General features: G+C 30.7%; 17 protein-coding genes. 12 read left to right on the top strand and 5 right to left on the bottom strand.

The features are described from left to right. The first annotated feature begins 54 nt into the window (after positions 1-54). Positions 55-993 (top strand): thioredoxin-disulfide reductase, encoded by a 939-nt coding sequence (trxB, locus tag L8W64_RS01260; protein WP_263659523.1) that lies wholly within the window; start codon positions 55-57, stop codon positions 991-993. Positions 994-1012: 19 nt separating this feature from the next. Here the strand turns inward: trxB and L8W64_RS01255 are convergent, their stop codons facing one another. Next, positions 1013-2794 (bottom strand): PhoX family protein, encoded by a 1782-nt coding sequence (locus tag L8W64_RS01255; RefSeq protein ID WP_263661501.1) that lies wholly within the window; start codon positions 2792-2794, stop codon positions 1013-1015. Positions 2795-2929: 135 nt separating this feature from the next. On the opposite strand from L8W64_RS01255, the gene dapB reads away from it, so the two are divergent. Together dapB and purF are read left to right on the top strand one after the other, a co-directional pair. Next, entirely contained in the window at positions 2930-3658 is a 729-nt protein-coding gene (gene dapB, locus L8W64_RS01250) for a 4-hydroxy-tetrahydrodipicolinate reductase (protein WP_263661500.1), read from the top strand. Then, positions 3659-4999, top strand: a complete 1341-nt coding sequence (gene purF, locus L8W64_RS01245) for an amidophosphoribosyltransferase (protein WP_133319503.1) — start codon at positions 3659-3661, stop codon at positions 4997-4999. It abuts the gene before it with no gap. A 3-nt stretch (positions 5000-5002) separates the two neighbouring features. On the opposite strand, the gene L8W64_RS01240 is transcribed toward purF, so the two are convergent. Genes L8W64_RS01240 through ilvE form a run of 4 tightly spaced genes read right to left on the bottom strand, consistent with a single transcriptional unit; the run spans position 5003 to position 8084 of the window. Continuing rightward, positions 5003-5491: a DUF2393 domain-containing protein gene (locus L8W64_RS01240; RefSeq protein ID WP_263672699.1), complete on the bottom strand. Its 489-nt coding sequence runs from the start codon at positions 5489-5491 to the stop codon at positions 5003-5005. A 41-nt stretch (positions 5492-5532) separates the two neighbouring features. Continuing rightward, a complete protein-coding gene (locus L8W64_RS01235; protein WP_263666598.1) occupies positions 5533-6069 on the bottom strand; it encodes a DUF2393 domain-containing protein in 537 nt (178 codons plus the stop codon). Between the two features lie 17 nt (positions 6070-6086). After that, entirely contained in the window at positions 6087-7157 is a 1071-nt protein-coding gene (locus L8W64_RS01230; RefSeq protein ID WP_133319506.1) for a prohibitin family protein, read from the bottom strand. Positions 7158-7169: 12 nt separating this feature from the next. After that, on the bottom strand, positions 7170-8084 hold the full coding sequence (ilvE, locus tag L8W64_RS01225) for a branched-chain-amino-acid transaminase (protein WP_133319507.1): 915 nt from the start codon (positions 8082-8084) through the stop codon (positions 7170-7172). 100 nt (positions 8085-8184) lie between these two features. Here ilvE and L8W64_RS01220 point away from each other — a divergent pair, with 100 nt between their 5' ends. The 9 genes from L8W64_RS01220 (at position 8185) to L8W64_RS01180 (ending at position 15273) form a co-directional block, all read left to right on the top strand. Next, positions 8185-8391, top strand: a complete 207-nt coding sequence (locus L8W64_RS01220) for a tautomerase family protein (RefSeq protein WP_263672674.1) — start codon at positions 8185-8187, stop codon at positions 8389-8391. Next, positions 8388-8849 carry a thioredoxin-dependent thiol peroxidase gene (gene bcp / locus L8W64_RS01215; protein ID WP_263659520.1) on the top strand — a complete coding sequence of 154 codons (462 nt, stop codon included), beginning with the start codon at positions 8388-8390 and terminating at the stop codon, positions 8847-8849. The genes L8W64_RS01220 and bcp overlap by 4 nt, the downstream gene beginning before the upstream one ends. Then, positions 8843-9916, top strand: a complete 1074-nt coding sequence (locus L8W64_RS01210; protein ID WP_263672672.1) for an epoxyqueuosine reductase QueH — start codon at positions 8843-8845, stop codon at positions 9914-9916. Before bcp ends, L8W64_RS01210 begins: the two co-directional genes overlap by 7 nt. Positions 9917-9984: 68 nt before the next feature. Further along, positions 9985-10425 (top strand): 3-hydroxyacyl-ACP dehydratase FabZ, encoded by a 441-nt coding sequence (fabZ, locus tag L8W64_RS01205; protein WP_039619275.1) that lies wholly within the window; start codon positions 9985-9987, stop codon positions 10423-10425. After that, positions 10425-11216, top strand: a complete 792-nt coding sequence (gene lpxA, locus L8W64_RS01200) for an acyl-ACP--UDP-N-acetylglucosamine O-acyltransferase (protein WP_133319571.1) — start codon at positions 10425-10427, stop codon at positions 11214-11216. Before fabZ ends, lpxA begins: the two co-directional genes overlap by 1 nt. Continuing rightward, positions 11209-12438: an ATP-dependent Clp protease ATP-binding subunit ClpX gene (gene clpX, locus L8W64_RS01195; RefSeq protein WP_039619273.1), complete on the top strand. Its 1230-nt coding sequence runs from the start codon at positions 11209-11211 to the stop codon at positions 12436-12438. The genes lpxA and clpX overlap by 8 nt, the downstream gene beginning before the upstream one ends. A gap of 2 nt (positions 12439-12440) precedes the next feature. Next, positions 12441-13478 carry a rod shape-determining protein gene (locus tag L8W64_RS01190; protein WP_012662095.1) on the top strand — a complete coding sequence of 346 codons (1038 nt, stop codon included), beginning with the start codon at positions 12441-12443 and terminating at the stop codon, positions 13476-13478. Continuing rightward, on the top strand, positions 13468-14211 hold the full coding sequence (gene mreC / locus L8W64_RS01185; protein ID WP_133319511.1) for a rod shape-determining protein MreC: 744 nt from the start codon (positions 13468-13470) through the stop codon (positions 14209-14211). Before L8W64_RS01190 ends, mreC begins: the two co-directional genes overlap by 11 nt. A gap of 162 nt (positions 14212-14373) precedes the next feature. Beyond that, the gene (locus tag L8W64_RS01180; RefSeq protein ID WP_412175209.1) at positions 14374-15273 is read left to right on the top strand and encodes a catalase; all 900 of its coding nucleotides are present in this window, start codon (positions 14374-14376) and stop codon (positions 15271-15273) included. Positions 15274-15349: the final 76 nt, after the last annotated feature.

Genomic DNA, 15349 nt, shown 5'->3' with positions numbered 1-15349 from the left:
TAATTAAAGAAAAATTTGTATAATACTTATAAATAAAACTATAAGGAAAATATCATGTTAGATTTAGCTATTATAGGTGGTGGACCTGCAGGTTTGAGCGCAGGTTTATATGCTACAAGAGGTGGATTAAAAAATGTTGTAATGTTTGAAAAAGGTATGCCTGGTGGGCAGATTACTTCGAGTTCAGAGATAGAAAATTATCCTGGAGTTGCTCAAGTTTTAGATGGAATTTCTTTTATGGTTCCTTGGAATGAACAATGTATGCGTTTTGGTTTAAAACATGAGATGGTAGGTGTTGAACAAATTAGTAAAAATTCTGATGGAAGTTTTAATATAAAATTGGAAGGCGGTAAAAACGAACAAGCAAAAGCAGTTATTGTTTGCACAGGCTCTACTCCGCGTCGTGCTGGTTTTAAAGGCGAGGATGAATTTTTTGGTAAAGGTGTGAGTACTTGTGCAACTTGCGATGGCTTTTTTTATAAAAATAAAGAAGTGGCTGTTTTAGGTGGGGGAGATACTGCTTTAGAAGAAGCTTTGTATCTAGCTAATATTTGTTCAAAAGTGTATTTAATCCACAGAAGAGATGAGTTTAGAGCAGCACCTTCAACAGTTGAAAAAGTAAAAAATAATGACAAAATAGAATTAATCACAAATGCGGTTGTTGATGAGGTTTGCGGTGATAATATGGGTGTTAATAAAATTAAAATAGCATTTAATGATGGTTCTAAAAGAGAGCTTGATGTGCCTGGAATCTTTACCTTTGTTGGATTAAATGTAAGAAATGAAATCTTAAAACAAGACAATGGTGAATTTTTATGTGCTATGGAAGAAGGTGGTCAAGTTAGTGTTGATCTTAAAATGCAAACCAATATAGCAGGGTTATTTGCAGCAGGTGATTTAAGAAAAGATGCTCCAAAACAAGTAATATGTGCAGCAGGCGATGGAGCGGTTGCAGCGCTTAGCGCTTTAGCTTATATTGAAAATTTACACTAGAATTTCTAGTGTAAATTGATTAACTTCCAATAACTCCGCCATCAATTTTACTTATTGCTATTATACTTGATCTTGGTGTTTTGCCATAAGGAAATTGACTGCCTTTTAATTTCTCTCCTGGATGTTGAATTCCAACAAACATAGTTTTATAATCTTGACTAAAAGCAATTCCTGTTATTTCGCAAGCTATTGGTCCTGTTAAAAATCTTTTTATTTCCCCTGTTTTTGGATTAGCTGCTAACATACAATTATTTCCCATGCCTTCAAATTCTTCTTGATTAGAATAGTTTCCATCAGTTTGTATCCAAAGGCGACCATCTCTATCAAAACTTAATCCATCGGGGGAATTAAATTTATTATTACTTGTAATGTTGTTTGAGCCTTTATTTAAACTTGTTTGATTATCAGGGTTTCCTGCAAGTGCAAAAATTTCCCAAGTAAATTCATCATCTTTATGAGAATTTTTATGCTCCCATTTAATTATTTGTCCGTAAATATTTTTTGTTCTTGGGTTTGCTGGATTTGGGTTATTATTTTTTTTATTGTTTGTTAAGGTAGCAAATACTTCTTTTGAGTCACTTTCTTTATGGCTTGCTATCCATTCACATCTATCCATAGGAGTTGCATTTACAATAGTTCCAGCAATTCTAGCATTGATTAACACATCTGCTTGAGAGTTAAAACCATTTTCTTTATTAAGGTTATTTTTACCATATTCTAACTCAATCCATTTTCCACTCCCTCTAAAATCTCCTATTTCTCCATTAAATTGTGCTACATATAAGGTTCCTTCATCTAAAATTTTGCTAGTATCTAGACCTTTTTTATATTTATGTTTGCTTATAAATTTATAAATAAATTCATTGGCTTCATCATCTCCCATATAAATTACAACGGTTCCATCATCTTCTACAATTAATTCTGCATTTTCGTGTTTAAATCTTCCAAGAGCTGTTCTTTTTATAGGTATGCTGTTTGGATCAAATGGATCAATTTCTACAACCCATCCAAATTTATTTGCCTCGTTTGGATTTTTACTTAAATCAAATCTTTCATCAAATTTTTCCCATCCATATTGACTTTGAGTTTTAAATCCAAATCTAAGTTGCTCTTTTGAAAATTTAATTTTTTCATCTAAACTTCCAAAAAAATCATTTATATTTTCTTCGCAAGTAAGATAAGTCCCCCAAGGTGTTTTTCCATTGGCACAATTATTTAAAGTTCCATATATAAAATTTTCATTTTGAAGTACTTGTTGTTTTGCTGGACCACTAATGCTCATTTTTGTATTTGCATCGATTCTGCGATTGTATTTAGAATCAAGCACCACAGACCATTGATCTTTTTCTTTTTTTATTTCAAAAATACTCACTCCTAAATTTGCTTGTTCATATAAAATATCATCTAAGCTAAGATTTTTACCTTGATGTTTAAACATAATTTCAGGATTTATATATTCATTATTAATAGCTAGTATAGCCCTATCTTTTGAAAGAGGAAAAAAACTCATACCATCGTTATTGTCTCCAAAAGTTAATTTAGCATTTTCCACAGCTTTTTTATCGATATTTTTTTCTTCATCATAAATAGATGCTTTGCTAAAAAGAGGATCGCCCCATGAGATTAAAATATCTGCTTTGTAGCCATCTGGTACGATAACTTTATCTTCTGTGCTAGCAGGTATTTCTTTAAAATTTAGCAAATCTTTATCTTTTAATAAACTCGCATTTAAATTTGAGCTAGCAAAAAATGCTACCATAGAACCCAAAGCTGAGCCTTTCAAAAATGTTCTTCTTTTCATAAAACTCCTTTTAAAAATGTGTTATAAATTTAAAGTTTTTTGGAAACTTTTTGGAAACTTTTGCTCATGGTATGTAATATTGTATTAATTAACTTAGTGATACAATTTCTCACTGCAAATATAAAGGATAAATTTATGATATGTATAGGAATTCATGGGAGCAATGGTCGCATGGGTAAACAAATTGAAAATTGTTTACAAGATCAAAAAGATGTTAAAGCAAGTGCATTTTTTTATCAAGGATCAAGCTATGAAGAATTTTTTAACAAATGCGATGTAATAATTGATTTTTCTTCCCCGAAAGGTTGTGAGGATTTGTTGTTATACGCAAGAAGCAATCCTAAACCTTTAGTGATAGGTACTACAGGATTAGATGCTAAGCAAAATGAGTTAATGCAAAGTGCAAGCATTACTATGCCAATTCTTTATGCTACCAATATGTCTTTGGGTGTAGCTATTTTAAAAAAACTTTCATGTTTAGCAAGTGAAGCTTTAAGGGATTTTGATATAGAAATACTTGAAATGCACCACAATAAGAAAAAAGACGCTCCAAGTGGTACAGCTATGACTTTAGCACAAAATGTCGCTAAGGCTAGGAATTTAGATTTAGAAAAGGTTAGAGTAAGTGGTAGAGATGGGATTATTGGTCAAAGAAGTAAAGATGAAATCGCAGTGATGAGCTTAAGAGGTGGTGATATAGTGGGTTCTCATAGAGTTGGATTTTATAATGATGGTGAATTTATAGAATTAAATCATAGTGCTACTTCAAGAGCTACTTTTGCTATGGGGGCTATTAGATGTGCTAAATGGCTGGTTTCTCAAGAAAATGGCTTATATGATATAGACGATTGTTTAGGAATTTAAATGTGTGCGGTAGTTGGAGTAATTAATTCAAAAAATGCAAGCACGGTGGCTTATTATGCTTTATTTGCTATGCAACATCGTGGCCAAGAAGCAAGTGGAATTAGTGTAAGTGATGGTTTAAATATCAAAACTCATAAAGCTAAAGGTGAAGTAGGACAAATTTTTAATACTCAAATTTTAGCAGATTTAAAAGGTAGTATAGCTGTAGGCCATAATCGTTATTCTACCGCTGGAAATTCTTCTTTGCATGATGCACAGCCTGTTGCAGCTACTTGTTCTTTGGGTGATATTTCTTTAGTGCATAATGGAAATTTGATTAATAAAGAAGAAGTTAGAAAAGAGTTAATTGACAATGGGGCTATTTTTCATTCTAATATGGACACAGAAAATGTTGTGCATTTAATAGCAAAAAGCAAAAAAGAAACTTTAAAAGATAGATTTATAGAAAGTCTAATGCAAAGTAAGGGTGCATATTGCTTTATGTTAGCTAGTAAAAATCAACTTTTTGTGGTAAGAGATCCTTATGGGGTTAGACCTTTATCTTTGGGAAAATTAAAAGATGGTGGATATATTGTAGCGAGTGAAACTTGTGCTTTTGATTTGATAGAAGCTGAATTTATCCGCGATATAAAGCCCGGTGAAATGCTAGTTTTTACTCAAGGTAGTGATGAGTTTGAAAGCATTCAAGTTTTTGATAAAACAGATCCAAGAATTTGTGCATTTGAATATATTTATTTTGCTAGACCTGATAGTATTATAGAAGGTAAAAGTGTATATGAAGTGCGTAAAAAAATGGGTGAAGCCTTGGCTAAAAAATTTAAAGAAAAAGTAGATTTTGTAGTGCCTGTTCCTGATAGTGGAGTAAGTGCTGCTATAGGTTTTGCACAATATTTAAAAATTCCACTTGAAATGGCCATAGTTAGAAATCACTATGTTGGAAGAACTTTCATAGAGCCAACTCAAGAAATGAGAAATTTAAAAGTAAAACTGAAATTAAATCCTATGAAGAAAGTTTTAGAAGGTAAAGATATAGTGGTGATTGATGATAGTGTAGTAAGAGGAACAACTTCTAAAAAAATCATCACACTTTTAAGACAAGCAGGTGCTAGAAAAATTCATTTGGCTATAGCTTGTCCAGAAATCAAATTCCCTGATATTTATGGTATAGACACTCCAACTTTTGAAGAGTTAATTTCAGCTAATAAGAGTATTGAAGAGGTTAGAGAATATACAGGTGCAGATAGTTTGACTTTTTTAGATATTAATGAGCTAGTTTCAAGCATAGGCAATGAAAGAAAATATTCTTTGATTAGTTTTGATGGGGATTATTTTATTAAATAATCCTTATCTGCATTTTAATTGTTTAAAAATTTTATAACTTTGAAAATGAGGCGGCAATCCCACTTCAAAAGAAAAGTCTTTGTAGGTATGACCTGATAATTGATTTGCAATGTTAATATTATACGAAACATCTCTTTGTTGTTGATTTGCTTTTTTTATACTATCAAAATTTTGTTGATTAAAAATTTCTCCACTGATTTCATGCTTTTTATTATTATCAATAATTCTAAGTTCTAAAAAGCATTCTGAAATTTTAAAATTAGTATCGTTGGTTACTCTACCTTTTATAATAATACTTTCTGTAGCTAAGCGTCTGTAGGTTGAAAAATTACTCAAACTAGCTTTTTTTGTGTATTGATCTATAGTTAATAGTAAAGAAATAGTTAAGATTAAGGCTAATATAAAACTTATTATGCAAAAAATTATCATATATTTTTTGTTTTGTATTTTTAAATAGAATAAAATCCAAGTAAGGAATGTTGAAGCTAGCATAATAAAAATGATGAGAATATGAAAAAAAGTAAAATATCCCATTAAAAACACTTTGAATTAATTTTAATGTCAAAATCTTGACCTTCATTAAAATCGGAAAATTTGGTTTTTAGATTAATAGTTTGGTTGGGACTTATTGTTTTTTCGATAGTGGTAGATTTACTTCTTAATGGTTTTAATAAATGTATTAAATTTTTAAAAGTATTATTTCCATCGCTTTTTCTAAATACTTCTACTTTTATTTTGCAAAATTTAAAACTTTTTTTAGAAGTATTTGTCAAGCTATAATCAACACTTAAAGAATTATCATATACAAAAAATTGAGCATTATCTAAGCTAGCTATTCTGGATCTAACTTTAGTATCAATTAAAAAATATCCCAAATACGCAATACTAAGTGAACATAAAATTCCTAAAAAAATTATAATAAAAGCAAAAGTAGGTTTGTTTCTAACAATCAAAGCAATAAATAAAGTGATAATGAAAAAGAATACAACTAAAGCCATTAACAAAAAATCGATCAAGTGCAAATGAGCTGTATAAAAGATCATTTGCTCTCGGATATGTTGAACATTCATTATCACTTCTTTATTTTTTAATTTGCTACTGAACTTGTTCTTTTATTATCTTTGCTATCAACCCAAATATTTGGCACGGCTCCGCCTGGTGTTAAGAAAATTTTAGCATCTTTATTGACTTTAAGTGCTTCATTAAATTGCTTTTGGGTTTCAATTTGTTTTAAATCAAGTAAAGGATTATTTAAACTTTTTGCTATTTCTCTATTTGAATATGCTTGTGCATCAGCTTCAATTTTTACGGCACTTGCTCTACCTTTAGCACTAATAATAGTTGCATTTGCCTCCCCTTCAGCTAAAGCCGCTTTTTTAAGTGCTTCTTGGTTAGCTCTTTCAACTTCATATTTAGTTCTTTCAGCTTCTTGTTTAGCAATTTGTACTCTTTCGATTTGTTCTTTTACTTTTATAGGTAAGATAATTTCTCTAAGCTGAACTGCTTGAAGCTCTGCTGGCTCATTTGGTTGGCTTTCAATAGTTTTTCTAATACCCTGATCAATTTGCACCGCTATAGTATTACGATTTGTTGGAAGCTCTTCTGCAGTGTATTGACCTACAACATTTCTTACGACATCTCTTACTACTGGATCTATGATTTTATTTTCCCAATTAAGCCCCCATGTCGCGATAGTTTGAGGAACTTGTAAAGGATTTAATCTGTATTGAACGGTTACATCAATAGATACAGGCAAGCCTCTTGAATCAAGCACCGAAATACTATTTTTATTAACAACACCTGATCCTATTTGTAAATTTTCATTTATTCCTTCGATTGAAGCATAGTTGATTTGTCTTACTCTAGTATCTACGATAGTGATTTTTTGTAGTATAGGCATAAAAAAATGAAGTCCTGGTTCAAGTGGGGTAGGGCTGTATTTACCTGTAGTGGATTTGATCCCCATTTCCCCTGAATTTACTATTGCAAAAGGTTTAAAAAGTGCAAAAACTAAAATAATCGCAATTGCACTATAAATTAATGGAGAAAATTTCCCAAAACCTTTGAAATTAAATTCTGGTGTTTTGAAGTTTAAATTTTGCTTATTGTTGTTTTGATTGTTTTTTTTATTAAAATAATCATTCAAATCAGCTGGCATTTAGTTCCTTTGTTAAATATAAGTTAGCATAGAAGCGTATTTTTCATTGCGTCCATAAACTATATCAAAATACGCATTTTGAAGCTTTGTCGTTAGCTCACCTCTTTTTCCATCTCCTATAATTCTTGCATCAATATTATTTATCGGAGTTATTTCTGCTGCAGTTCCTGTGAAAAATGCTTCATCAGCTACATAAACTTCATCTCTTGAAATTCTTTGACGCACTACACTTATGCCCAAATCATGTGCAATTTTTAAAACAGTATCTTGAGTGATACTTTTTAATGAAAAATCATTTGGTGGTGTGATTAGCTTATTATCTTTAATCATAAAAAAACACTCACCTGTTCCTTCTGCTACAAAACCTTCTTCATCGAGCATTAAGGCTTCCTCATATCCTGCTTCTATAGCTTCATATTTAGCCATTTGAGAATTTAAATAATTTGCACTTGCTTTTGCTTTACCTAAGCTAGATTTTACACTATTTCTAGCAAAAGAAGAAATTTTAACCTTAATACCTTTTTCTAAGCCTTCTTCGCCTAAATAAGCACCCCATTCCCAAGCAGCAATAGCTACCCTAACAGGAGCTTTAGCATGATAAACTCCCATAGTACCATCACCTAAAAAGATTAATGGTCGCAAATAGGTGTTATTTTGAAAATCATTTGCTCTTAAAAGTTCAACTTGTGCATTTTCAAGTTCTTCTTGAGAAAAAGGAGAATTAATTAAAGTAATTTTTGCAGACTCTAAAAGTCTTTTGGTGTGTTCTTTTAATCTAAAAATTGCTAAACCATTTTGTGTTTTATAAGCTCTTGTTCCTTCAAAAACTGCATTTGCATAATGTAATGAATGTGTTAAAACATGAATTTTTGCATCATCAAAATCAATGATTTTTCCATCCATCCAAATTTTTTTTGCCCTAATCATAACTAAGCCTTTTTGTTGAAAATAAAACTAATTTTATCAAAAATATACTAATAATTACTAGAATATAGTAAAATTGTTATATTTGAAACAAGGAAAAATCATGCCAATTATAAATATCAAATTAGCTAAACCAGAATTTAGCAAAACACAAAAAGAAGATTTAATAGCAGATATTACAGAACTTTTACATACAAAATACAACAAGCCAAAGCAAAATATAGTGATCATGTTAGAAGATATTGAGCCATATAATATTGCTTTTGGTGGCGAAAGTGTAGAAAAATTAAGATTGAAAGATAAAAAATGAAAGAATTGCAAATTGGTGATAAAGCTCCTGTGTTTGAACTTTTAAATCAAGATGGAGTTAAAATTTCTTTAAGTGATTTCTTGGGTAAAAAAATTATTTTGTATTTTTATCCAAAAGATAACACCCCAGGTTGTACCACACAAGCTTGTGAATTTAGTCAAAGTTATGAGGATTTTTTAGAGCAAAATGCTGTGATTATAGGTATTAGTCCAGATAGTGTTAAATCGCATGAAAATTTCATAAAAAAATATGATTTAAAACACACTTTATTAAGCGATAGTGAAAAAGAAATTTGTAAACTTTATGGTGCTTGGGGTTTAAAGAAAAATTATGGTAAAGAGTATGAGGGGCTTATAAGATCTACTTTTGTGATTGATGAAAATGGAAAAATCTCAAAAATTTATAAAAATGTAAAAGCTAAAGACCATGCTTTTAAGGTATTAAAAGAATTATGCTAGTGCATATTTGCTGTAGTGTGGATAGTCATTATTTTATACAAGAATTAAGCAAAACTTATCCTGATGAGAAAATTATAGGTTTTTTTTATGATCCAAATATTCATCCTTATAGTGAGCATGAACTTAGATTTTTAGATGTTAAGCGTAGTTGTGATAAATTGGGTGTTAAGCTTTATAAAGGTGAATATGAGTATGAAAAATGGCTTGAGAGTGTAAAGGGTTATGAAGACGAGCCTGAAAAAGGCGCAAGATGTCAAATTTGTTTTGATTTTAGAATGCATAAAAGTGTTGAATTTGCTCAAAAAATTGGTGAAAAAAAACTTACAACAACCCTTTTAACATCCCCTAAAAAAGACTTAGAGCAGCTAAAATTAGCTTTACAAAAAGAATGCGATAAATTTGGTATAGAGTTTTTGGCACCTGATTTTAGAAAAAATGGAGGCACGCAAAGACAATTTGCCTTAGCTAAGCAAGATATGCTTTATCATCAAAATTATTGTGGGTGTATTTATGCACTTTCTAAACAAAAAGGCCAAAAAGCTTTTATAGATGAGCTTATGAGTCCTGTAAATAAACAAATATTACCTTCAAGCATAGAAGAAAAGATAAAATTTTACAATCAAGTAAAAAAATTAGAAAAAAAGGGTGTTAAATTTGAAATTCAAAGAGAGAAATTTTTAAATTATCGCTTACTAAGAGCTTTGATAAAAGAAAACAAAAAAGCCATAAAAACTCATGTTTTATTTTATTCTCATTTTAAAAATTCTTACACTAAATTTAGCATTTTAGAAGAGGATTTAAAGTGCTATAAAAGTGCAAAGGATGAGATTAATTTATGGAGTTTTGATTATTTAAATAATTTGTGCAAAATGCGATTTAAAAATTTTGAAGATTTTTTACAAAATCCTTTAAAAATAGAGCAAGAAATCAAAATAAGGCAAAAGTATTTTGGTGCTTATGATCTTTCGCCGGTGGTTATTGTTGAAAATATTATTAAAGGCGCTTATGAATTTATAGCAAAAAGTGAAATTTATTTTGATAGTAAAGAAAAGATTGTGAAGTTATAAAACTTAACTAGTTTGTTAATATTTTTTTTGTAAAATCTGAATTTTGAATATATTTTAAGGCTAAATTTATGATAGATGTAATGCAAATTCAAAAAATTTTACCACATAGGTATCCATTTTTACTTGTAGATAAAATCGTAGAATTAAAAAATAAAGAAGTTGTTAGAGGTTATAAAAATATTAGTATAAGCGACCATGTCTTTATGGGGCATTTTCCAGATCATCCAATTTACCCGGGTGTGTTAATTTTAGAAGGTATGGCACAAACTGGAGGGGTTTTAGCATTTGAAAGCATGGATGATAAGGTAGATCCAAGCACTAAAGTAGTATATTTTACAGGCATTGATAATGCTAAATTTAGAAATCCAGTGCGTCCAGGTGATAGGCTTGATTATGAGATGAGTGTGGTAAAAAATCGTGGAAATATGTGGATTTTTCAAGGAAAAGCTTTTGTTGATGGACAATTGGTTGCAGAAGCTGAACTTAAAGCTATGATAGTAGATAAATGATGAGCAAAATTCATCCAAGTGCTGTTATAGAAGATGGAGCTATCATAGCAGATAGTGTTGTAGTAGAAGCCTATGCTTATGTTGGAAAAAATGCCAATATAGGTGCAAATACTATCATCAAACAAGGTGCAAGAATTTTACCTAATGTAAGCATAGGTGAAAATTCTAAAGTTTTTTCTTATGCCATAGTTGGAGATATTCCACAAGATATATCTTATAAAGATGAGATAAATTCAGGTGTTATTATAGGAAAAAATGCAGTTATTAGAGAATTTGTTACTATAAATTCAGGTACAGCTAAGGGCGATGGTTTTACAAGAATAGGTGATAATGCTTTTATAATGGCTTATTCTCATATTGCACATGATTGTTTGCTTGGAGATAATATTATTTTAGCAAATAATGCTACTTTAGCAGGTCATGTGGAACTTGGAGATTATACTGTGGTAGGTGGACTTACTCCAATACATCAGTTTGTTAAGGTAGGTGAGGGGTGTATGATAGCAGGTGCTAGTGCGCTTTCTCAAGATGTGGTGCCATTTTGCTTAGCTGAAGGAAATCGAGCAAGCATTAGAAGTTTAAATTTAGTAGGCATTAGAAGACGCTTTGATAAAGAAGAGGTGGATGTTTTAAGCAAGGCTTTTAAATTTTTATTCAGACAAGGAAGTTTAAAAGATAATGCTTTAAGTTTGCTAGAAAATACTTCTAGTGAAAATGTGAAAAAAATGTGTAATTTTATCTTAGAAACAAAAAGAGGAATTCCTATATATAAGGAAAAAAATCATGGTTAAAAGATGTAGTTTTTGCAATGAAATAGAAACAAGTGAAAGAAGAATTTTAGTAAATGATTATAATAATGCCTTTATATGTGAGTATTGTGCCGAAAGTGCTTGCAATATTTTCTTTGGAGAGGAAAAAGAATTAAAAAATAAAGAAGTTGATAAAGAAAATTTTAAAGATATTACTCCTAAGGAATTAAAAGCATATTTAGATAAATATGTTATCGGGCAAGATAGAGCTAAAAAAATCTTTAGTGTAGGGGTATATAATCACTACAAAAGGCTTTTTAGATCTGACTTAGAAGATGATGATACAGAATTAGCAAAATCAAATATTTTATTAGTAGGCCCAACGGGAAGTGGAAAAACTTTACTAGCACAGACTTTAGCTAGATTTTTAGATGTTCCTATCGCAATTTGTGATGCGACTTCTTTAACTGAAGCAGGTTATGTGGGAGAAGATGTTGAAAATATCCTTACTCGTCTTTTACAAGCTGCTGATGGAGATGTGCAAAGAGCACAAAAAGGGATTATATTTATCGATGAGATAGATAAAATCGCAAGAATGGGTGAAAATCGCTCCATTACAAGAGATGTAAGTGGTGAGGGCGTGCAACAAGCCTTACTCAAAATTATCGAAGGATCTTTGGTAAATATCCCACCAAAAGGCGGTAGAAAACACCCAAATCAAGACTTCATACAAATAGATACAACTAATATTTTATTTGTGTGTGGCGGGGCTTTTGATGGTATTAGTGATATTATTAAAAGAAAATTAGGCGATAATGTCATGGGCTTTTTTACTGATGATAAAAAAGATGAAAAAGAAGCTTTACTTCAAAGACTAGAGCCTGATGATTTGGTGCATTTTGGGCTTATTCCTGAACTTATAGGAAGATTGCATGTACTTGCTTCTTTAGAAGAGCTTGATGAAGAAAGCATGGTGCGTATTTTAACTGAGCCAAAAAATGCCATTATTAAGCAATATCAAAAACTTTTTGCAATTGACAATGTGGAATTAAAATTTGAAGATGAAGCGTTAAGAGAGATTGCTAAGCTTTCGCTAGAGCGTAAAACAGGCGCTAGAGGTTTAAGAAGTATTATTGAAGAAATGATGGTAGATTTGATGTTTGATTTGCCAGAGTATAATGGATATAGCATAGTAATTACTAAAGAAGTGATCAAAGAAGGTGCAAAACCTTTATTTATAAAAAATAAAAAAGTTAAAGGCTGAGAATGATTTTAGATCAAATAATTGGATTTTTTTCAAGCGATATGGGGATTGACTTAGGTACTGCAAATACTTTAGTTTTGGTAAAAGATAAAGGTATAGTGATTGATGAACCTTCGGTTGTTGCAGTAGAGCGTGAAAGATATGGTAGGGTTAAAATTTTAGCTGTTGGAAAAGAAGCTAAGGAAATGGTAGGAAAAACCCCAGGTAATATCGAAGCAATCCGTCCTATGAAAGATGGTGTGATTGCTGATTTTGATATGACTGAAAAAATGATCCGTTATTTTATAGAAAAAACTCATAGAAGAAAATCTTTTTTAAGACCTAGAATTATCATTTCGGTTCCTTATGGATTAACCCAAGTAGAAAGAAAAGCGGTTAGAGAAAGTGCGTTAAGTGCGGGTGCTAGAGAAGTATTTTTGATAGAAGAACCTATGGCAGCAGCTATTGGTGCAAATTTACCAATTAGAGAGCCTCAAGGGAGCTTGGTGGTAGATATTGGCGGTGGTACTACTGAAATTGGTGTTACTTCTTTAGGCGGTCTTGTGATTTCAAAATCTATCCGAACAGCTGGTGATAAGCTTGATACTAGTATAGTAAATTATGTAAAAGAAAAATACAATCTTGTCATAGGTGAAAGAACGGGCGAGGAAATCAAAATCGCAATAGGCTCAGCAGTTCAGCTTCCAAAAGAGCTTTCTATGGTAGTTAAAGGACGCGATCAAGTAACAGGATTGTTAAATAGAATAGAGTTAACAAGTGAAGATGTAAGAGAGGCTATGCGTGAGCATTTAAAAGAAATTGCTGATGCATTAAAAATCGTTCTTGAAATGATGCCGCCTGATCTTGCAGCTGATATTGTTGAAAATGGTGTTGTTTTAACAGGAGGCGGAGCTTTAATACGCGGTCTTGATAAATATTTATCTGAAATTGTAAAACTTCCAGTATATGTAGCTGATGAGCCACTTTTAGCAGTGGCAAAAGGCACAGGTAAAGCTTTGGAAGAAATTTCTTTATTGCACCAACTAACGAATGAAGAGTAAAATTCTTAGTGTTTTAATTTTATCTTTTTTAGTGTTTGTTTCGTTTTATTATGGAGATATAATAAAACGAAATGTTTTAGATTTAAATATTGCTATTGTTAATCAGTTTTCTCAAAGCATTAATCTTTTAAAAGATAAATTTAATGAGCATTTTAATCAAGCTCAAGAAATTAAAAAATTAAGAGAAAGAAATGCTGAACTTGAAAAAAACAATATCTATATGAAAAACTTTGCCAATGAATTAAACAATATTTTAAGTGATAAAAATTCAAGTTTTTATTATCCTAATGTTAGTTTAGTTAAGGCAACTTCTTATGCTCAAATTAGCGATTATCATAAGGTTTGGCTTGATGTGGATTATAAAGGAAAAATTAAAGGCTTAATTTATAATGGCTATACAGCAGGCATAGTTATAGAAAAAAATGGTAGAGCTTTGGGACTTTTACAAGGTGATGAAGAGTGTATTTTTTCCGTATATATAGGTAAGGAACAAGCACCAGGTATAGCTCATGGTAGAAATGATTATGTTTTAGTTAAATATATTCCTAAATGGCTTGAACTTAAAATGGGTGATAAGGTTTATACAAGTGGCTTAGATGAGATTTTCTTTTCAGGAATTCCAGTGGGCGAAATTTTTAAAATAGAAGAAGAAGGCGCCTATCAAAATGCATATGTTAAACCTTATGTAAAAATGAAAGTACCAAGTTATTTTTATATGGTAGAAAATTTTTAATAAAAAGTTATTTATTTTAGTTGATATAAATTATTATTTACTATTAAATATTAGAATTATCTCCGAATTTTAAAAATTTAGGAGATTAAATGAAAAAATATATCAGTAGTTGTTTAGCTTTTTGCTGTTTAAGTGGTGCTATTTATGCAAATGAAGTGGAATATGATGCACAAAAAAATAGCAGATATTTTTTATCAACTTAATGCTGATCCTAAAAATCCAAAAGCAAAAGTTAATCATGCAAAAGGCTTTTGTGCTATGGGAACTTTTGAGCCAGCTTTGTCTATTAATAAAGAAGTTGATGTGCCTTTGTTAACACAAAAAAGTTTGCCAATCCAAGTAAGATATTCTTTGGGTGGAGCTTTTAAAGATGATAAAAGCAAAACAAGAGGTATGGCTATTAGAATTACTGATCCTAAAGATTCTGCTTCTTGGACTATGGTTATGCTAAATACAGAAATAAATTTCGCAAAAAATCCTAAAGAATTCGGTCAGTTTTTTGAAATGAGACTTCCTGTAAATGGTAAAGTCGATCAAGAAAAAATAAGCAAGATGATGCAAGAGGTTGATTCTTATAGAAATTTTGCTGCATATACTGATAAAATTGGCATTAGTAAAAGTGTAGCAAATACTCCATTTTTTAGTATTCATACTTTTTATTTTAAACAAGCAAACGGAGAAAACTATTTACCAGCAAGATGGAAATTAGTTCCAAGTGAAGGTGTGGCATATTTAAATGAAGCACAAATGAAAAGTGCGAGTAGTGATTTTTTAAAAGAAGATTTCCAAAATCGTGTAAAAGCTAATAAGCCGGTTGAGTATAAAATGTATTTAGTATATGCAAATAAAAATGATATTACCAATGAAACAACGGCTTTATGGAGTGGTAAGCACAAAGAAAGTTTAGTTGGGACTTTTAAGGTTAATGCCTTGAGCGATGAAGATTGTAATTTTGATGTATATTTTCCTTCGGATGTACCTCAAGGGGTTAATCCACCACAAGATCCTTTATTTGATGTAAGAAATGAAGCTTATGCTATAACTTTTGGTAAGCGTCAATAAAATTTAGCTCTTTAAGAGCTAAATTCTTTGTTAAATTCAACTTCTAAAAAACTTATATTTGTTATAATTTGGCTAA

The sequence above is a fragment of the Campylobacter sp. IFREMER_LSEM_CL1097 genome (assembly GCF_025772225.1).
Taxonomy (GTDB): Bacteria; Campylobacterota; Campylobacteria; order Campylobacterales; family Campylobacteraceae; genus Campylobacter_D; species Campylobacter_D lari_D.
Note: the sequence above shows the minus strand (reverse complement) of the source record. Positions and strands in the feature narration are given on the sequence as shown.